The sequence below is a fragment of the Leptolyngbya sp. FACHB-261 genome (assembly GCF_014696065.1).
Classification (GTDB): Bacteria; Cyanobacteriota; Cyanobacteriia; order FACHB-261; family FACHB-261; genus FACHB-261.
On record NZ_JACJPL010000031.1, the window covers coordinates 200,231 to 219,692 of the forward strand.

A 19,462-nucleotide genomic window follows, 5' to 3' on the forward strand; every position below is an offset into this window, starting at 1 on the left:
GGACACTAACTAGCAACTGCTCAACCGCTCTCTCACCCAAAACTTTCGGCATAACGTTGCCCATCACCTGCCGCAGATGCCTTCTGCATCAAACTGATAATTTTTTGGCGGTCGGTGTGCATGGGCGTTGTTAACCTGTGATCGCTTCATAGCTTTCTACCAACAGCGTCAGGATCACCTCGTTGTAACAAGAACCATCTACCCAAGAACCGTGAACTGCTAGGTTACTTTTGATTGTACCCATAAGTATTTCCACAAATACAGAGTTGGTCGCAAAGCATTTTCAATAGAGTCAGCCATAGCGATCGAACGTTGCTTATTACCCATCCCAGTTATGCTCCCGTTTCCAGTAGATCTCCTTTCAGCGATCGAAGTGTATGGGTTTTGTCACGTAGCATTTTGAGCCAACTGCTTCAATATTTTTTCAACTTCTCGTGGATTACGAACTCCTAGAAATCCTATCTCTTCAGTTCTTTGATCTCCATCACTGTCTCTCCAGTGCCGAATCATAATAACTACATCACCCGTTCCATCTGCTCTTTCCTTCCGATATACATCTGTTAATTGCTTAGGCAGATAGCTTCTAATAGTAGTAGACCAACCACCCTGAATAGAAATAGCCCGTTGATCTGTAACCAAGTAAACTGTTTTTCGTACTGCTTGCCATGTCCATAGGGGAGTAGACAGTATTCCAAAACCAATCAGAACGAAAGGTACACCAAAAAGAGCAAACAGATACTCAGGTTGTAAACCTGCTCGTAAATCGGGGAATTTAAACCCCAATGCCCCCCACATCCAAAATATGGCAAAGCTAGTCCAGGGAATACCGAAAAAAGCACTTACGATGAAAGATGCTGTGATCAATTGAGGCACAGGCTGCTCAACCCATCTTATAAATTCTCCGGGCTGAAGCTCGTTATCTATTGTTCTGCGGACTTCTTTTGGTATACGTAAGTCGCTTAGCATAACGGGTTCTTTGCTGGCTAGAAACCTTTGCAAGAAAGGAAAGAACTAATTTTTCAACTAATGTTCCCGTTTATCCGCTGCTAGTAACCTCTGGAACTCAACTACTATCTCTATACAATTCGTGTGTAACAGAATTGTGATGGAGCGACCTCGTACCGATGCTGCTCCATCTATAGACCTCAAGGTCACCTAACCTTGAACACCAACGGGCAGATCTGACATATTGCCTCAATCAATAACCTAAGCAGGCTAACGATTAATGGGCAGAACGTTTTCTTCTAAGACTCCGTAGCGGGTGAATAGGCCGAATGATCAGCATAGTCCTCTAAATTTGGTGATTAGGCCAAATCTTTCCGCACAATACACGACTCAGGGTGATCAGGCCGAATCTTTCCGCATATTTTCAGATTCAGTATGCCCGCCTCTTGGCGCATTGGTTGGCTAGGGTTTAAGAGATGTATCGATGCTCGTTGACTGATTTGTTCTCAGGATGGTGGAGTGCTCTTTTGCCTGGGTTAAGTGGTTTTGGGGATTGAATCAGCGGCTGGACCGAGTAATTGGGAATTTGTCTGGGTTTCTACTGGTAAGTTTGTTTCGGTTTATTGCTTTGGCGGAACTGGAATCAACAATGGCGACCGCCGAAATAACTTCCGAGTACTCGGAAATAACATCCGCGACCGCCGAAATAGCTTTTGAGTACTCCGAAACAGCTTTTGCGAGCGCGGAAATAACATCCGCGACTGTCGAAATAGCTTTTGAGTACTCGGAAATAACATCGGCGGTCGCCGAAATAGCTTTTGAGTACTCGGAAATAACATTGGAGTACTCGGAAGTAGCTTTTGAGTACTCGGAAATAACATCGGCGACTGCCGAAATAGCTTTTGAGTACTCCGAAGTAATAAATACCTAGGCCGATGCTTGGGGTGTGGACGAGCAGATCAACGAAACTTACACAGTTGCACCAGCAACACCTGCTTGAATTTAGCAGACAAGCTCTAGATTACGTCCTCACCCATAACCTGAGTAGCCTAACGTTCCGCTTCACCCGCCGCTAAAACCCTCTTGGAATCAACGAAGAGGCCCAAAACCGTCCGTGTGCAACGGGATTGTTCTGCTGCTGTAAACTACCGTCAACCTAATCACGCGCACCATTCATACAGAACATCAGGACATTTTTCTTCATTTTCAGAACCGTCACCGCACTGAATCGCTTTGAATCCGTGCCGTTCGTAAAATCGAGCGCACCTTGATTCTCCATTATCCCAATATAGTTCTCCAACTGCTTAGAAAGCGATAGCGTCTTCCTCACTAGACGCAACACTCGCTAGCGCAAGGTGCAGTTAAACCGTTCAATTCTTGACGACATGAGTTGAGTTACAACCGGGACAGGCAGGCGGAGAAATTGACATGAATCAACTGAGTGAGGTAACTTCGTCTTCCCTATCCTGACATCTTTAGGACTACCAAATTTCGTGCCGTATCAGGGAGAACCGAGAGTTTTCCTTGATAAGCGTATAAAAGCGTAAGCGTCCTCATCGAGTAGTGGCGTGTTTTGCAGTTTGTTCAAACCATTTACCCTTGAGTAGAACTCATGAAGACTGGTTTAACTCGAATGGCAACGGTTGCGTCTTTATCAACAGCGATCGCGAGCTTCGGTATTGCCATCCAGCCAGTGCTGGCTGCTTCCCTCACGTCCAGAACTCCTCTAATCGTGGATGACGATGGTAGCCAGGATGGATTGGCTGCGTTGGCTTATATGCTGGCAAACCCCAAGTTTGATGTTGAGGCAATCACCATGTCCCACGGGGTTGCCCGTCCTGAGAGTCAAAGCTTTCAAAGTGGACTCAGGCGGATGTTGGGTTTCTTGGATGCAACGGATATTCCCGTTGGCATTGGCAGCGCCACACCTCTAGAAGGAAATAACGCATTTCCAGCATTCATCCGAAACGATGCCGACAAGTTTTATGCCCCCTTTGTGACATTGCCCGATGATGTACCCGCGATCGACTTCCAGCCAGCGGCAGAACTGATTGTTCAAACAATCAAAAACTCGCCTGAGCCTGTGGCAATTTTGGCAACAGGCTCGATGACCAACATTGCTCAAGCACTGCGAATTGACTCGTCCATCATCAACAATATTGCAGTTTTGCAAATCATGGGTGGAGCCGTTTTTGTTCCGGGAAATTTGGGTGTCCTGCCAGAGCCGCCCTTTTCGACCAACCGCGTTGCAGAATTCAATATCTGGCTTGACCCAGTTGCCTCTAAAGAAGTGTTTGAAGCAGGAGAAAGGGGTTTGAACATTCAATTGACTCCCCTTGATGCAACTAACCAGGTTGCCTTTACTCGCGACGATTATCGCGCATGGTTAGCAACCGGAACTCCAGAAAGTGAGCTAGCCGCGGAGCTTCTGGATTTCTCCCTTGTTGTTGTTGGTGGCGATGTCAACCCCAATCCTCTCTGGGACATGGTTGCTGCGATCAACCTCAGCGAACCTGATTTTGCTCCTGAGGTTCCCTTACATATCAAGATTGATGCTGAATCGGCTCCGGGGGCAAGCCAGGGACAGACAGTTCCCTTTGCCGGTTTGCCGCCTAATGTGCTGGCATCGTTAAACCCCAGTTTTGACAATCTTGGGTTCAGCGCTAGTGAAGTTTTCTCGGCTCAACAAGCACAGGCAGTTCCTGAGCCTACGTCTATTTTGGGGTTGCTGGTTGCAGGTGCAGTAGGCGGCGTAATTAAGAAAAGGCGCACCACTTGACGAGGCAGGATAACTAGGGACGATCGCGCTGTTAGCGCATCCCACTCAGAACAGCTTCTAAACCGGCGTGAGTTCGACGAGGGGACCATCGAATGAACTCACGTTCTCTCAGTATTTGAAGGACAAACAATTTCTCGTCCAAGTGATCACTACAATTCAAAGCTCAATCGATGCCTTGGATGGACTGTCCCTACACTGAGATTGAGGTTACAAGCCCCTTAACTTTCTCTGATTATGGTTTTTCCAATAAAACTACAACCCAACAACATCCAAGTCCAATAATTCCTCCAGCACCAAATCCACCACCGCTAGCAACCCCACCACCCCTCCAGCAGTGATTAATTTGACTTGCTAGCCAGCAGCAATAAAATCTCCTAAATGCTCTTGTACAACACCGTGGCTTTCACTAGGTCCTCACCGTCCACTTCGGTAACTTTCTCGGTCTAACGTTCCTGCTGAGCGGCTGCAAGCGTTGGTTTCTCACAATCAGGATTCTCTGCCAGTCCGCTCCAGAAGACTTGTTAGCAAGTCCGTCTTCATATGCCTACCAGTGTATAGATACTCGCTTGGTTGCTAATCGTATTCATCATTAAGATCCCCTCCGATTCGCTATCCATCTGCACGAGCAATTCTCCCTGCTTGTTCCAGACAGCCGACTGTCCAGCGCTGATGAAGTTATCGCACGGACCGATGCAGTTCGCCATGAGCACATACATCCTGTGCTGTCGAGCGATCGAAGGATAATGCAGCATAGCTTTGGGCAATCCGTCCGCAGATTTGGCTACACTCGCCAGATAAACATCTGCACTCAGATTTGCAGCGTGATCGGCGTGGCTTTGCTGGAGTGATTCGTAGCAGATGGCTGGAGCAACTGTGTGGGTAGGCGTTCTGAGCACAAGTTGCTTATCACCCTGGCCAAAGAAGGGAATCTCGTCGATGTGCAACTGCTGCTTTGCATAGGTCTGACGAGGTGCGTTTGGTGTAAACCAAATCATGCCGATCTGCACCTGAGATCCTGTCAACCTGGGTAAGCCAACTCCGATCGTAATATTGTGTACATCGCTGCACTGCTGAAATACATCAAGACGCAGATCTGTTGTATCAGTGGCGAGTGATTGCGCGAGTTGCGGCTCGTAACCCGTGAGCGATAACTCTGGAAAGAAAACGAGGTCAGCGCCTTGAGCGACAGCAACCCTGGTGAATTCTAAATGTTTAGCTATGTTTGACGCGATGTCGCCTGCAAAGGATTGGAGTTGGACGGCGCTAATTTTCATGCTGGGTTTCTTATTATCATGCGCTGAAGGTACGGGCTGAATTAGCTAACTATTATTGAACCGAAAGTTTCCGTATAACACCCTCATAGTGGTGATTAGGTGGATTATTTCCGTATAACACCTCAAGCCAGATAGATAGGCAGAATCTTTCCGCGCAATACTCTGATTCAACCAAATAGGCAGAATCTCTCCGCATATTTTCAGACTCAGTACACGCTTCTTGATGCATTGGTTAGCAGGGTTTTAAGAGATGTATCGATGCTCCTTGGCTGATTTGTTCTCAGGCTAGTGGAGTGCTCTTTTGCCTGGATTAAGTGGTTTTGGAGATTGAATTGAGGGTTGGACTGAGCAATTGGGAACTTGTTTGTGTTTCTACTGGTGAGTTTGTTTCGGTTTATTGCTTTGGCGGAACTGGAATCAACAACAGCGACCGCCGAAATAACATCCGATTACTCGGAAATAATATCGGCGCTCGCCGAAACAGCTTTTGAGTAATCCGAAGATTTAAAGGTAAGTAAAAACCTTGATCATCCCACTCGTTGCGTTCAAAGTCGAAATTATGATTTTTAACGGGCCGCCATACAAGATCTTCATCGTTTATGGAAAACCTCCTACAAATATTTCTCGTATAATGCACTAGTTCCTCTTTGATCAAATTACCTGTTGCGTCACTAATTTTATCTTTGCCAATACCTGGAGTGAAAATTTCAATTTGTTCAAAATGTTTAGGAGGTAAACTAGATTTCTTTGAAAGATTAATTAGGGCATCAGATAGTTTTATCGCGAAGTCCTTACCCGTGCCTGCTCCACCAGTAGTCCGTTTAGAGAAACCCAAACACACTTCTTCTACCTCTGGGAAGCGAAGTGTATCATATATCAATCTTTTATATTTTGACGGTAAATTTTCTGATTCCTGATCTTCCTTGGAAGGAACTTCACCGATTTCAGAAGCTACAGCAAAAGCAGATCTAAAGAATTGCATGAACTTCTGGTGGCAGTTACTAAAAAGTGGATCTTTAGACTTAAAAACCTGAAATGGATCTATACATAGATGCGTATCTCTATCAAGGCGAGGATCAAACCAGTCATCTTGTTCTGATGTTGTAATTCCATACACTTCAGAGAAAAGGATAGCTTCTTTCGTCATAAAATTACTCAGGTAGTTCTAAGATTTCTTCGAGGTACTTTTTCGCCTTTGCAGCTTCAGGCAAAGCTTCTTTATATGCTGAAAGCGCTACAGCATAATCTTTGATGAGTTTCAGGCTTTTCTTTATCTCATTGAAATTGTCTTCAACCAATAGTCTTTCCTCGAATAATAAGCCTATACTTTTGTGTGCTTCCAAAGATTGCTTATACAGGTTTTGAGTTTTTTGTTTTGAATCAGAGAGCTTTACAAGAGTTTCCACCGCAGTAAAAATTTCTTCTTTGTTCTTTGGCATCAAATTTTCTTCCTTAATTTCAACCAACTGTTTAGTGCTGAAACCATTAGGCATTCTCAATCCTAATGATTTGTCATTGACCAAACAAGCTAGTTCTTGGGCTGCTATGTATCTTGCAACTCTTTCATTTTTGCTCTTTCTCAGAAACAAATTTTCTGCTTGTTGCGGAGCAACATAATAAGACATACGGCGTTAGGCTTTGCTTTTTTAGCTAAAATTCGAATAAAAGCCGTGAACAAAAACTGCATTCTATCGATTACCTTACTAACAAACAGTTGTATACATTTAGAAAGGGTTTTTCTTGCAGCCATATCAATAACTTAGGCTGCCTAATTTGTCGTTAGGCAGAATTTTTCAATATATCCATCCCAAACAGGTGGATAGGAAGACAGCTTCAGAGGCTTTCCGTAACAAGTGGTGTTTCAATGAAACGTGACACTTCAAGATTGAGGCATTTCTCACTCGTCTACTGGTGGAATTTCACAAACTTGCGTGATGTTAAATCAATCTCCAGTTGATGAGCGGAATGTAGTGACTATCAGGTACAGGAATTCCCTGCTGTTCTTCCAGGTGAAAGGCTCCGGGAACGGTGCTCTTAATCACCTGATACACAAATCTCGTTTCAGGTTTTATCCTGAGCGGAGATGTCCATTCAGCATAGCCGTCGTTTTACTAACTGGGTAGGAAGAAAATCAGCGAGTTGAAACAGGTCTACTGATTGTGTTTTAGTGCTCACATTGCTCAGTTAGCTGCAACACACAGATCTTTTTTGCGCTACCTACTTGACTCCACCAGGGAGACCCTGCTAATTTCCACACAGGCAACTGGACCCCTAGGCGTCCCCCAGGGTCTTAACCAAACTCTGGGGAACTAACCGCCGGGTTGTCTTCTGTACAACCTGGCGGCTAGGGGGCAGTTTATCACCTACCTTTCTCGACCCTGAATAGGGGTCAAAGGCTCTATTGCCCTCAAATTTTTGGAGTTCTTCCTATGCACCTCACCCAGGTGTTGCAGCCGCAGCTTTGCATTCCTTTGTCTCAAGTTGCCCGTTTTTTAGGCATTCCCGAATCGCTCATTTGCCGCATGGAGCATTGGCTGCATGTGCTGTTCGTCCATCGCGCTGACCGAGGTGGACAATTCCTCAGCTATCGCAAGTTCAACCAATGGCTTTCCGCCTGTGCCCTCACCATCCAAGCCTGCAACGACCTGCATCTGCTCGACTGGATTGGCGGAGTGATCAAAACCGAAATCCAGCGCTACTCCTACCCCGACGATGTGCTGAGCTATTGGCGGCACCTATGGCGACAGCGGCATACCCAACTGCGCAACTGTCAAAGCACTACTCTTCAAGCCCTGCCGAGACAAGCCTAATTACATTACCCCCAAAGCACCGGTGTCGCAGCTCCGAACACCGACGTTGCAACTCAAAGCATCGATGCCGCAGCTCAAAGCATCAATGCCGGAGGTATAGGGCACCGACGCCAGAGTTCAAAGCATCGACGTCGCAGTTCAGAACACCGATGCCGCAGGTATAGAGCAGCAAACTCGCAGTTCAGAGCACCGACGCCGGAGGTGTACAGCACCGAGGTTGCAGTTCAGAACACCGATGTCGGAGTTCAAAGCACCGAGCTTGCAGTTCAGAACACCAAACTTGCAGTTCCAAGGACCAATCCCAAGACCCTAACTATGAGCACCAACCTTCGCCTCGCCTTGTGGGACCACATCACCCGCTGCCTCAACCTGGCCGCCCCACTCAAACTGATCCTGCTGACCATCGCCAACTACCTCGAACCCAACAGCCCCCACTCCCGTGTCACCCTCGCCCTACTCAGCCGCGACAGCAACCTCCAACCCCAAGACCTCCAGACCTTACTGCCAGGACTCGAAGCCCGCGACCTGATCCGCAAAGTCACCGTCCACCCCGAAGGCGGCGGCCCCACCATCGCCCTCTACAGCCTCTCCCCCAACCTGCTACGAACCGTACAGAATCGCAATTGAGGGCTTGGCAATGACAAGCCCCTACCCAAGATTTCCTCACCCCCTGCAAAACTTGTCCTACGCCTCCCCCTTCCCTCGCAGGGAAGGGGGCTGGGGGGTTAGGTCTCCCCCAACCTGCTACGAACCGTACAAAACGGCAATTGAGGGCTTGGCAATGCCAAGCCCCTACTCAAGATTTCCTCACCCCCTGCAAAGAACCTGTCCCTTGCCTCCCCCTTCCCTGCGAGGGAAGGGGGCCGGGGGGGTTAGGTCTTAGCCCAGACCCTGCATGCTGGTAAACGTCGAACCAGCGGCCGCGACCAGAGCATTAGCATTGACCCCTCGCAGGGTTGTGAACGTCTCATCGCCAGAGCTGATCACCGTGCTACCACCACGCTGAGTGAAGGTGAGATCTTCAAACGTCGTGCTGCCAGTCATCACCACAAAGTCCTCGCCAAGGCGGAAGTCATTGATGGTGTCGCTACCCGAGTCAGAGACAAGCGCAAACCCGTCTCGACCTGCACCGCCAGTCAACCGATCTGCACCCAGACCGCCTACCAGCAGGTCATTGCCAGCATCACCAAACAGTTGATCATCGCCCTGACCGCCGTAGAGCTGGTCATTACCACCCTGCCCGAACACGCGATCATTCCCTAAACCACCGTAGAGGAGGTCATCGCCACCCGCCTCACTGCCAGCCTGAGTCGTGTTGAGATCTCCACGCAGCAGGTCATCACCCACCTCACCGTAGAGAAAATCAGCATTCACTGAACCAGCCAAAGTGTCATTGCCCTCATTACCCCGCAGCAGGTCGCGGTCGGTTCCACCCAGCAGGGTTTCAGCCCCCGCCGTGCCTTCAACTAGGTTGGGCAGCGAGTTTTGACCGAACAGGGTTCGGTACATGATCTCGTAGATATAGGTGTTCTCATGCGAACTGGGCAGATCGCCAGCATTGAGACCGTAGGTCTTGGTAAGAACACTATCGGGCACGTCATCAACCGTGGCGTAGGCAATGCCAAAGGGAAACTCATTGCCATTGGCATCCGGTTCAGAGACAAACGGTTGGGTATTGCGCCCCTCCTGTCCGTCCAGCGGGACCTGAATCGCGTCCGAGTCGTCTGCGAGCGTCGGGTTAACCCCAACCGTGCCCACTGGCTCATCGGCACTGTCAACGTCATAGACCTGAGGGCCACCGGCGTTGCTATCGGCTGAAGTGATCAGCAGCGTATTGGGGTCTTCGTTGTTGATGAAGTCCATCGCCACGCCGATCGCAGCGTCAGCCCGTTGCGCAGCCTCAATCAGACCCCGGCCATTGTTGTTGTTGCCGAAGTTGTCAGTGCCCTCTTCTTCCATCACGACCATAAAACCGTCTGGATCCCGATTCAGAATCGGCAGAGCCGCTTCCAGCATCTCAGCAACCGTGGGGGGATCTTCATTGCCGGGTTGGCCGTAGTTCTCCAGCCCTGCTGCTGCGTTGGCTTCTTCGGTCGTGTCGTTGTAAGTGTCTTCAGCCGCAAAGATGCCAAGCACTTTGGTGGCGTCGTCGGGCAGATCCTGCAATTGCTCTAGCGTGTAGACCACCTCGTAGCCCAGGTCTTCAGCTTCTTCGATCAGGTTGCGCCCATCAGTGCGGGTTCCCTCTTCGCCAAAGAAACCGGTTTCGCCCTCGGGCAAATAGTCGGTTTCGCCACCGCCGAGAATCACGTCAACGCCAGATTCCAGCACTTCCGCCGTGATCGCTTCCGTCTCGCTGCGGCTTTCAACATCAGCTAAGAAAACACCCGTCCCCGGTTCGGCAATAAAGCCGGAGTTGATCACCGCCGTGGCTTTACCAGCAGCAATCGCCTCTTCCATAATCGTTACGCCCTGCTTGCCCGAGCGAGAAATCACCGGCTCCCCATACTCATCCAAGCCATAGGATTCGGTGACCGGCTTGGTTCCCATTGAGTGAACCACAGCTCCGGCATTAGAAGAAGGGGCCAGATTGTCTTTGATGCTGTTGATGTATACGCCAGCATCGGACATCATGTCCCAATTCAGACGACCATCAGGACCTTCTTGGGTCAGCCGCGCCAGGGTGAAGTAAGCAGGCGTGGTGCCATCCGGGTGGATAAAGATGACATTACCCGTATCCGCGGTAGTTGCGGGTGCGGGTTTTGGTGCGGGCACAAAAGACGGCAGTTCTTGATTGAACAGCGTCTGATACATCAACCGATAAATCTCGGTGTTGTCGTGGGTACTGGGCAGTGCGTCAGCGTTGAGACCGTAGGCTTTGCTAACAATATCCGAGCCAAAATCGGGCAAACCAGCGTAGGCAATGCCAAAGTCAAAGCGGGTGCCATTTTCGTCAGGACCAGCAACAAAGGGCTCGGTGTCGCGGCCTTCTTGCCCATCCAGGGGCACCTGAACGGCATCGGAGCGATCGGGCAGAGTCGGGTTGACGCCAATGCTGCCAACGGTTTGACCCCCTTCATCCAGGTCAACGGCTTGAATTCCACCCGCATTGCTGTCTGCGCTGGTAATCAAGAGGGTGTTCGGACGCTCAGTGTCAATGAAGTTCTGGGCAACGCCAATCGCTTCATCTGCCCGAATCGCGGCTTCGACTACACCGCGGCCATTATTGTTGTTGCCAAAGTTGTCTGTGCCTTCCTCTTCCAGCACCACAAAGAAACCATCTTCGTCCTTAGCCAGAATCGGCAGCGCCGCTTCTAGCATCTCAGCAACCGTTGGTGGGTTGAGGTTGCCGGGTTGCCCGTAGTTTTCTAGCCGCTCAGCAGCGTTTGCTTCCTCGGTGGTGTCGTTGTAGGTGTCGCTAGCCGCAAAGATCCCCAACACTTTCTCAGTATTTTCGGGCAGGCTTTGCAGTTGCTCCCGCGTGAAGACAACGGTATAGCCATCCGCTTCCGCTTCTTCGATTAAGTTACGCCCATCGGTGCGGGTGCCCTCTTCGCCAAAGAAACCAACCGTGCCCACTGGTAAATAATCGGTTTCGCCGCCGCCGAGGATCACATCAACGCCAGACTCAACAATTTCAGCGGTAATGGCTTCAGTGTCGCTCCGACTTTCAACATCCGCGAGAAAAACGCCCGTACCCGGTTCGGCAATGAAACCGGAGTTAATCACCGCAGTGGCTTTGCCAGCTGCGATTGCTTCTTCCATGATCGTGGTGCCGGTTTCGGTTAAGCCTTCTTGAGCCGAAAGAGACTCAATAGGATTACCTTCTTCATCCAAACCGTAGGAACCGGCTTGCGGTTTAACCCCATAAGCATGGACCACTGCACCTGCGTTAGAGGTTGCAGTCAATTGGTCTTTGATGTGAGATAAATAAGACCCCGCACTCTCCATTCTGTCCCAGTTCAAGCGGCCATCAGGACCTTCTGTAACGTAGCGGGCGAGCGCATAGTGAGAAGGCGTGGTGCCATCTGGATGAATGAAGATAACGCTGTTGTTGTCAGGTTGGTTGTCGGACGTATTGTCACGCGTATTGTTGGCGGTGTTGTGGTCTGACATAGCAGTTGAGGAGCCTTTGGTTATGGTTCAGTAAGCTCTGGTTCAACACGGTTGCGCCCCAATTTTTTCCACAGCAATAGGTCTGTGAAAGCCCGATGAGCAATTCACAGTTTGATCTGCTCGCAGGCGAATCTACGAGCCGTCAGTTATGGCATCAGTTAATAGGTCAATGAGTGCGCCAGTTATGGCATCAGTCAGTGCATCAGTCAATAGGAGCTGTTCAGAATTTTGGGGGACTAACCGTGTTGAAGCTGTTCAATCTATCTAGGTGAGGCTACTGACACATCTAGGCTTTCATTAGTAAGTTAAGAAACACCCCGGGCGGAACGTTAAGGGTGGGTGAAGGCCAAGCAATATCTACCCAACGGCATAAAAACCGGGGCCAAAAGCAACAAATTTCTACCCCAAGGGATAGAAGTTTGTGCTTCGAGAGCTAGTTATGCCGATCCACTTTTTAAGCGCTACCCCTTTGCCCCCTCCCCGGCTCCCCTTGGCTAGGGGAGGTACCGTAGGCGCTGGGGTTTTGATAGCTAGCTCTCACTTAGAGCACTGGTATTAGAAGCTAGACCAGAACAGGCAGGTTATCCAACAGGTTTTGCACCTTGGAGCGTTGCTGGCGTTCGAGTTGGCTCGGAAAGACCAATTGAACGCGATTGGGACGACCATTTGCCAAATCAGCCCCTCGAATTTGTGCCACCAACCGTTGATTTTGCAATTCCAAACCAATCAAAGGATTAGTTTTCCAGTGCTGATGCAACTGCTTAACGATCTGCGGTTCCAGAGCCAAATCCAGACCATCCAGACCCAAACTGGTGACCTCTGCCGTATGCAATTGCCCTTCCCAATAGAGCATTGCCTTAGCTTGAACCGAGCGGCGCAACGGTGCCCCTTTCGCTGCTTTGGGTTGGCGTAGAGAGCGCAGCAAACTATTGGTAATAAACCAGAAAGAGTTCACTGGATCGTCAGCCTGTTCGCGGTTTTGCGAATACCAGAGCTGAGTGTCGGAGTAAATGACCAGGCCCAGATTGTCCTGCTGCGACTGAGTCAAATCCAGAAACTGCAAGGCAAAGGTGCAGGTGTCATCGGCTCCCGGTGTACTGCGCAGCACCACAGCCGGAATCCGGGCCTGAGAAATTGAGTCGCCTTGCAGCTCGACTTCGATGCGCTTGGGCAACACCGGCCAACCCGATACAACCACCTTGGCACCGCTCTCGCTGATATCAACCGTTTCACCCGACCAATGACGTCCGCCGCTAAATATTCTGGCGCTAATCTGGCGTCGTAGGCGATGACTATTGCGGAGCTGAGGTTGCTCCAAACTGGCAAGCAGCGCACAGACCAGCAGAATCAAGTTATAGGCACACCAGACAGCATTGATCGTCACTGCTTCCCAATATTCCGGCGCTAGAAAGAGCCACACCGGAAAGACCAGCAGCGAAATAAACACCAGCCCCGTCACTGCTAGCAAAGGTCGAGCCGAACCCCAGTCAAAATTACGTTCGGTGACGCTGATACCCTTGGCTGTAACGTTAAAAGCGCCAGCTCTGGGATTAATCAGAGCCGCTGTGGTAACAGCTGCTGTATAAAACGACATCGCAAACTCATACACTTCGCTCCAGAACGAGTAGCGAACATGTTTATAGAGCGCGTAGTTAGCATAGCTGCCTAACAGAATGTGGGGCAACGCATAGACCACCGTTTCAAAGCTAATGCCTCGAATCGGCTCGATTCTAAATAGCAAAAATAATACTGGTGCAATCGCAAAGGCGAGCCGGGGAATGCCATAGAAAAAATGCAGCATGGCGCTGAAATAGCACAAGCGCTGCGGAATCGTCAGACCTGTTTTGAACAGGGGATTTTCTAAGCGCAAAATCTGGGCCATGCCTCTAGCCCAACGCATCTGCTGCGACACATAAGAAGCAAAGGTTTCTGGAGCCAGACCCGCCACCATAATCTGGTCGTAGTAAATCGTTTTGTAGCCAATGGCGTGCAAACGAAACGAGGTGTGGCAATCCTCGGTCACCGTCTCAATGGCAATACCGCCAATCAGCAGCAAATGGGCGCGGCGCACCACTGCCGCCGAACCGCAAAAGAAGGCAGCATTCCAAAAATCATTGCCCCGTTGCACCACTTTGTAAAACAATTCCTGTACTGAAGGCACCCGCCCAGCCGACAGTAAATTGCGCTCAAAAGGGTCAGGGTTATAAAACCAGTGGGGCGTTTGTACCAGCGAGACCAATGGGTCCTGAAAGAAGCCCACAGTATTGAGCAAAATATTGCGGGTGGGAATGTGATCGCAATCGAGAATCAAGACCAAATCGCCATCGGTGCGGCGCAAGGCCGCATTGATATTGCCCGCTTTGGCGTGGTCGTTGTTATCGCGGGTGAGCACACCACAACCAATTTCCTCCGCCATCGCCAGCAGTTGCTTGCGCCGCTCCGGAAACTTGCGACCATCGTCGAGGATGTAAACCGCTTTGTTGGGATAGTCAACCGACAAGGCTCCCAACGCCGTTTTGCGCACAATTTCCACCGCTTCGTTGTAAGTGGGAATGTAGACATCCACCTTGGGCCAATCCTCAACCTCCAGGGGCAAAGCCGGTGGTCGCCGTGCGGTCAGGCGAATTGTTTGGAAGTAGCCCAGGAGCAACACCAGCACGGCGTATAGTTCCGCGCCAAACAGCATCAAACTAGCTGCGGTGTTGAGCGGATTGTCGAGGTTGAGGGTGTTGGTGGCGCGGTAGTACAGATAGCGCAGGGTGCAGGTCGTGCTCAAACCCACCAGAAATTCCCGCAGTGTACTGATACGACTGGCCCAATAGCCGACCGCAGCCAGCCCAATGCCGGCAACCGCCTGTTGCCACACCGTGAGGGGGGCAACAATCAGCGGCACATTGAGCACGGCCATGACCACCAGCAGCGCGATCTGCTGGGAGGACATGCGGTGCAGGCCTGGATCCGAAGGCCGCTGGCTCGCAATCGACTTGAGGCCGATATTGAGCTTAGGCAGATTACTTTTGCCCCTTGCCTTCATTTTTGCCCTCCTGCTTTGGCTGCCCTGAGGCATCTTGTTCGAGTCGGTCGATATAGCGTTGCAGCAGGTAGTAGACCAGCAACGAGGTCAAGATCAGACCAAAGGGCAGAATCAGCCAGTTGTTCTGGAAGAAGTTGGTGAACTTGCGCCGGGGTGTTGTCGCACCAATCAGACGTTGCGGGCGCTCGGACAAGAACTTCAGGTCCTCACGCGAGGCGATCAGCGCGGTATCTCCTTCCAACTGGAAGAACAGGGAGTCGCGCTCTAGCAGATCCACCACCTTCTGCAACTCGGCGTCGGTTTGGCCAGTCAGGCCCAGCACCACGCGTGCGCTGTTCCAGGGTGAGATCACCTGCGTGAGCACGCCCTGCTGGTCGGGCACAGCCTGAATTTCAGTGTCGCGGCGGAAGCGCAGGAAGTCAGGTAGGAAGCCCATGCCAGTCCTGAGCTTCATCACTTCAGGTAGGGGGAAGCGCTTGGGTGAGCCAATGGCAATCAGATTGGCGTTGTTGCGCACACTGCCCGGTAGCGAGGAGGCCGTATAGACGCCCAGGTTGACTGCATCGGCCTGAGACAAGCGCCCTAGCCGGTCCACCATCGCCAGCATCGTACGCACCTCCATCGGCGAAGGCCGATCCGGCACCACGACAGCGGCTTCTGAGAGATCTTGAGGTCCACCAAAGGGATAGCCGTAGCGCAGCAGTTGCAGATCGGGCAGACGAGCTGAACTCTCGCGTGGCAAATCGAATCGCGTACCCGGATGCAGCGTCGCCCATAGCTGATCCTGCGCCGTGCGACGGCAGGCATCGAGCTGTTTGGGGAACAGACGGAACACCACCTGCATCCGCGAGTCGGGTCGGATCGTGCTAGTGGCGGGGAACTTGAACGTGCGGCTGAGATTGGTCTCGCCCTGGGACTTCTCCAAGGGGAAGCTGCCCACCGCAATGTTGTCGATCAGAACTTCAACCGTGGACAGGTTGGAGTCAACCTGAGCGCCATAGCTGTAGTTCAGCGTGATCGTCGATTCATTGGGCAAAAAGACGTCATCGGGCAGCGACCGGAAATCGAACTCGATGAACCCGGCGAAAGCCCCACGCACCGTGGTGTCTTTAACGTTCAGATCCTTGAGGTCGAACTGCTGCGCTGGTGGCAGGTAGCGCGGCCAGTCGCGGGGGTTGGGCTTGGGAACCTCGGTGAGGCGATTGATCAGGATGCCGCGTCCGGTGCCGATGTCAGCATCCTTGCCCTGGACTAGGAACTGGGCAGCCTTCTCGACCCCAGCGGCGCCATTGCCACTGATCACCAACACGGGTAAGCGCACTGGGCCGGTGGTCGCGGTCAGGGCCAGCACACCAACGTCATCCGGGACCACTTTGCCCTTGCCATCCAGGAACTTGCCTTCTTGCAGCTTGAAGGGGAGCTCCAAATTGGCCAGTTCTGGCTGGTTTTGCGGCGTGCCCACAATCACGATCGGCCCCTTAGCATCCCGGAGCGACTCGACCACCGTGGTTTTCAGCGGGCGGTACTCGGCGGTCCGACCCAAGGCGGTTTGGAATCGAGCCAGAGCGCTGAGCCAGCCTTTGGTTTGCTTCTGGTCTTCACTACTAGCGTCGGGGGGCAGTAGATAGGTGAGGTTAGCCGGCAGCAGGCTCAAGTCATCCAGGAAGGGGCGCGGAAAGCGGTTGAAGTCAAGCTGGATCGGCTTAGGGTCGTAGTTGAAGGACACCTGGGAGGTGGGCAGGATCTCAGTCCACAAAGACTCATCAAAGGGGTCTTCGCAGTCCAGGGTGTAGTGCTGCTGCACTACCAGGGTCAGGTTGTTGTTGTCCTGCAACAGAGCTATCGGGATCGGCACCTCTAGCTCTCCGGCCTTGGCGCTTTTGGCATCTAGCTTCACCGTGTCCAGATTCGAGCCGTTTAAGCGAATGGTCAGGGTTGAGTGATCGGGCAGCAGGGCAGGCGAATGCTGGAAGCGGATCAGCGCCTTGGCCTGAGTAATCGACCAGTCGCGCGGACGCGGAAAGAACAGGTTCGACTCAGCATAAGTGCCCTTCAGTCGAATGCCTTTGGTGAGCTGGTTACCAATCGGCTTGTCTTCGGCTTTGGGGTCAAACTTCAGTACGTAGCTGCCAGACTGCAAGGTAGTCACTGCCGCACCACCGGGCTGGATGTTGGTGGTGACCGATTCGCTATTGGACGCGACGCGAGCGATGGGGATGGGCGGAATCTCCAGTGGCGCTGCCGACACACTGCTGGTGGCAGGTGTACCCGGGGCAGACGAGGCCGGTGAGGCTGTCTCTGGTGCTGCAGGTGGTTTGCTCGGCGAGCAACTCACCAACAAACCGCTAAGCATGAGGCTGCTGACTAGCAGAGTGCGACCGGTAGATGGGCGAGTATTCATGGGTGTTAGTACCGTTCCCAGTAGGGGGCAAAGCCACGTTGCAGCAGCAGGTCTTCCCGGACCTGACGCCTGCGTTGCGAAAGTTCAGCCGACTCTGCATTAGGGTCAGCTGGGGAAGCTTGTTGCACTTGATCCAGGCGATTCAGGGCTTCGAGGCGTCGCCCTGCAATTGCGGCGAGATCGGCCAGGGCCAACTGCGCTGCCCGGTCTTTGGGCTGCACGCTCAGCACGCGCTGATAGAGGGAGGTGGCAGCGACGTAGCGCTGCTGCTGAAATTCCACCCCAGCCCATGATCGGAGTGCATCAATATTGTTGGGCGAGAAGCTGAGGATCTGGTGGTAGACCTGAATCGCCTGCTCCGGTCGTCGTTGGGCCTGAGCGATTTCAGCCCGCACGAAGTAGGCTCCTACATTCTGCGGTTGCTGCTCCAGCACACGCGCCACCTCAGTTTCCGCTTCAGTGAGGTTGCCACTGGCCAAATACACCTGGGCCAAACGCAGCCGTAAGCCAGCCTGGTCTGGGTCGAGGCGCAGCAGACGCTGATACAGATCCAGGCGCTCGGGCTTAGGTGGCAGGGCAGCGACCAGGTTAATCAGGGCCGGCGGCACGACCTCAGTATTGGGATAAGCCGCAAACCATTGATTCAGCACCGCCAGGGCCTCGGCCTCGCTAATCGCGTTTTGGCCGTAGGCCAACTGCGCCCAGCGGGCTTTGAGGTTCAGGTCATCAGGTCGCAGACGGATGAGCTGCTGGTAGAGCTTTAGAGCTTCTGGCTCATTGCCCTCATCTGAAGCAACGGCAGCCAAACCCACTAGCGCATCGACGGCTTCAGGTTGCTGGTTGAGGGCTTGCTCATAGATCTGCCGGGCCAGCGCCAAGTTACCGGCCCGCCGCTCAATTTCTGCTCGCACCAACTGAGCGCCATCGTCGCCTGGACGAACCGCCAAATAGGCACTGAGAGCACTACGAGCTGCCTCAAAGTTGTTCTGATCGAGGTAAGCCTGAGCCAGTCGAAACTGCAAAAATGGCTGGTCAACTCCGGCTTGCAAAAATTGCTGATAGACCGGAATCAGGCTGGCCGTAGCGGGGAAACGCAGCAGGGACACAGCCAGCGCCTCGCGTTGAGCCGTTTCAGCTGGGAGCGGTTGCACCAGCGCCAGCAGTTGGGACTGAGCCTGAGCAGCAGACAGCTGGCCCAGTTGAGTCTGTAAGCGCAGGATGTTCAGCGCCAACGGGCGGTCATTAGGACGGCTGCGGGCTACCTGCTGATAAAACTGCAACGCCGTTGCCCGTTCGCTGTCGATATCCCCCAGGATGTCAGCAACCCTCAACACCAAGTTGGCATTGAGATTAGAATCGCGTGGGGCTTGGCGCAGCACAGTGCGCGTCAGGGCGACCGCCTGGTCGGTGTCGCCGCTTTGTGCCAGAGCGCGGGCATAGTCCAGAGACTCTGCTTCGGCTAAAGTAGCTCCGGCCTGTTGCGCCTGTCGAAACAGACTGACCGCCTGCGTGTACTGGCCCGCCCAGGTGTAAGCCTGCGCCGCGGCGACGCAGGCCGCAGGGCTAACTCGGCCACTGCGCAACAAAACCTGGTAGTCGGCTAGCGCTTCGGTGAGTTGCCCCGACCAGCTCAGCAGTTGCGCCCGCCGCAAACGAGCGGCGCTGTCCTGGGGCTTCAGTTCCAGCAGCGTACCTAAGGCATTGATACCGGTGCGTCGCCAATTGGGGTTGCTCTCGTAGCCGCCCAGCTCACCCAGCGCTCGTAAGGCAGTTTCGTTTCGGGAGTCCAGTTGCAGTACGCGCTCGTAGGCGGCGATTGCCTGAGCCCAGCGAGTCAGCTTACTGTAAGCCTGAGCCAGGCCCAACTGCGCCTGCACCTGATTGGGTGAGTTGCGCAAGACAGCCTGAAACTCGCGAATCGCCTCGTTGGCCTGGCCCCGTTGCAGATATACATTGCCCTGCTGCAGCCGTGATTGCGCCTCTGCTGGCATTGCTGTCAGCAGAGGGTTAATGAGCGCCAGGAGCAGCAACCCAGCTAAAGCCAGGCGCAGGCGGCTGGAAGACTTAGAAGGTTCTGACGCAGCATGTGAAGTGTGTTTCATG

Annotated in this window: 12 protein-coding genes; 4 read left to right on the top strand and 8 right to left on the bottom strand. The window is 52.5% G+C overall.

Annotated elements, in window-relative coordinates; all coding sequences use genetic code 11:
* Nucleotides 1-387: 387 nt before the first annotated feature.
* Nucleotides 388-966, bottom strand: a complete 579-nt coding sequence (locus H6F94_RS26100) for a hypothetical protein (RefSeq protein WP_190805202.1) — start codon at nucleotides 964-966, stop codon at nucleotides 388-390.
* A gap of 628 nt (nucleotides 967-1,594) precedes the next feature.
* Here H6F94_RS26100 and H6F94_RS26105 point away from each other — a divergent pair.
* Nucleotides 1,595-1,876, top strand: a complete 282-nt coding sequence (locus tag H6F94_RS26105; protein ID WP_190805203.1) for a hypothetical protein — start codon at nucleotides 1,595-1,597, stop codon at nucleotides 1,874-1,876.
* A gap of 681 nt (nucleotides 1,877-2,557) precedes the next feature.
* Nucleotides 2,558-3,724 (top strand): nucleoside hydrolase, encoded by a 1,167-nt coding sequence (locus H6F94_RS26110; protein WP_190805204.1) that lies wholly within the window; start codon nucleotides 2,558-2,560, stop codon nucleotides 3,722-3,724.
* Nucleotides 3,725-4,260: 536 nt separating this feature from the next.
* On the opposite strand, the gene H6F94_RS26115 is transcribed toward H6F94_RS26110, so the two are convergent.
* From H6F94_RS26115 to H6F94_RS26125, 3 genes are all read right to left on the bottom strand, one after another.
* On the bottom strand, nucleotides 4,261-4,998 hold the full coding sequence (locus tag H6F94_RS26115; RefSeq protein WP_190805205.1) for a carbon-nitrogen hydrolase family protein: 738 nt from the start codon (nucleotides 4,996-4,998) through the stop codon (nucleotides 4,261-4,263).
* A 394-nt stretch (nucleotides 4,999-5,392) separates the two neighbouring features.
* A complete protein-coding gene (locus H6F94_RS26120) occupies nucleotides 5,393-6,145 on the bottom strand; it encodes a DUF8370 family protein (RefSeq protein WP_190805206.1) in 753 nt (250 codons plus the stop codon).
* A gap of 4 nt (nucleotides 6,146-6,149) precedes the next feature.
* Entirely contained in the window at nucleotides 6,150-6,623 is a 474-nt protein-coding gene (locus tag H6F94_RS26125) for a hypothetical protein (RefSeq protein WP_190805207.1), read from the bottom strand.
* An 804-nt stretch (nucleotides 6,624-7,427) separates the two neighbouring features.
* On the opposite strand from H6F94_RS26125, the gene H6F94_RS26130 reads away from it, so the two are divergent.
* Together H6F94_RS26130 and H6F94_RS26135 are read left to right on the top strand one after the other, a co-directional pair.
* On the top strand, nucleotides 7,428-7,808 hold the full coding sequence (locus H6F94_RS26130) for a hypothetical protein (protein WP_190805208.1): 381 nt from the start codon (nucleotides 7,428-7,430) through the stop codon (nucleotides 7,806-7,808).
* 201 nt (nucleotides 7,809-8,009) lie between these two features.
* Nucleotides 8,010-8,435 carry a hypothetical protein gene (locus H6F94_RS26135; RefSeq protein ID WP_190805209.1) on the top strand — a complete coding sequence of 142 codons (426 nt, stop codon included), beginning with the start codon at nucleotides 8,010-8,012 and terminating at the stop codon, nucleotides 8,433-8,435.
* Nucleotides 8,436-8,687: 252 nt separating this feature from the next.
* Here H6F94_RS26135 and H6F94_RS26140 read toward each other — a convergent pair whose 3' ends face one another.
* The 4 genes from H6F94_RS26140 to H6F94_RS26155 all read right to left on the bottom strand — a co-directional run bounded on the left by H6F94_RS26140 (nucleotide 8,688) and on the right by H6F94_RS26155 (nucleotide 19,461).
* Nucleotides 8,688-11,924 (bottom strand): alkaline phosphatase, encoded by a 3,237-nt coding sequence (locus H6F94_RS26140; protein ID WP_190805210.1) that lies wholly within the window; start codon nucleotides 11,922-11,924, stop codon nucleotides 8,688-8,690.
* A 562-nt stretch (nucleotides 11,925-12,486) separates the two neighbouring features.
* Nucleotides 12,487-14,958, bottom strand: a complete 2,472-nt coding sequence (bcsA, locus tag H6F94_RS26145) for a UDP-forming cellulose synthase catalytic subunit (RefSeq protein WP_199320668.1) — start codon at nucleotides 14,956-14,958, stop codon at nucleotides 12,487-12,489.
* Entirely contained in the window at nucleotides 14,936-17,359 is a 2,424-nt protein-coding gene (locus tag H6F94_RS26150; protein ID WP_190805211.1) for a cellulose biosynthesis cyclic di-GMP-binding regulatory protein BcsB, read from the bottom strand. The genes bcsA and H6F94_RS26150 overlap by 23 nt, the downstream gene beginning before the upstream one ends.
* Nucleotides 17,360-17,364: 5 nt before the next feature.
* Nucleotides 17,365-19,461: a tetratricopeptide repeat protein gene (locus H6F94_RS26155; protein WP_190805212.1), complete on the bottom strand. Its 2,097-nt coding sequence runs from the start codon at nucleotides 19,459-19,461 to the stop codon at nucleotides 17,365-17,367.
* Nucleotide 19,462 lies beyond the last annotated feature (1 nt).

What these genes read in the sequence shown, in the direction of transcription:
- H6F94_RS26100 (WP_190805202.1), bottom strand. Translation starts at nt 966, where the DNA reads ATGCTAAGCGACTTACGTATACCAAAAGAAGTCCGCAGAACAATAGAT.
- H6F94_RS26105 (WP_190805203.1), top strand. Translation starts at nt 1,595, where the DNA reads ATGGCGACCGCCGAAATAACTTCCGAGTACTCGGAAATAACATCCGCG.
- H6F94_RS26110 (WP_190805204.1), top strand. Translation starts at nt 2,558, where the DNA reads ATGAAGACTGGTTTAACTCGAATGGCAACGGTTGCGTCTTTATCAACA.
- H6F94_RS26115 (WP_190805205.1), bottom strand. Translation starts at nt 4,998, where the DNA reads ATGAAAATTAGCGCCGTCCAACTCCAATCCTTTGCAGGCGACATCGCG.
- H6F94_RS26120 (WP_190805206.1), bottom strand. Translation starts at nt 6,145, where the DNA reads ATGACGAAAGAAGCTATCCTTTTCTCTGAAGTGTATGGAATTACAACA.
- H6F94_RS26125 (WP_190805207.1), bottom strand. Translation starts at nt 6,623, where the DNA reads ATGTCTTATTATGTTGCTCCGCAACAAGCAGAAAATTTGTTTCTGAGA.
- H6F94_RS26130 (WP_190805208.1), top strand. Translation starts at nt 7,428, where the DNA reads ATGCACCTCACCCAGGTGTTGCAGCCGCAGCTTTGCATTCCTTTGTCT.
- H6F94_RS26140 (WP_190805210.1), bottom strand. Translation starts at nt 11,924, where the DNA reads ATGTCAGACCACAACACCGCCAACAATACGCGTGACAATACGTCCGAC.
- bcsA (WP_199320668.1), bottom strand. Translation starts at nt 14,958, where the DNA reads ATGAAGGCAAGGGGCAAAAGTAATCTGCCTAAGCTCAATATCGGCCTC.
- H6F94_RS26150 (WP_190805211.1), bottom strand. Translation starts at nt 17,359, where the DNA reads ATGAATACTCGCCCATCTACCGGTCGCACTCTGCTAGTCAGCAGCCTC.
- H6F94_RS26155 (WP_190805212.1), bottom strand. Translation starts at nt 19,461, where the DNA reads ATGAAACACACTTCACATGCTGCGTCAGAACCTTCTAAGTCTTCCAGC.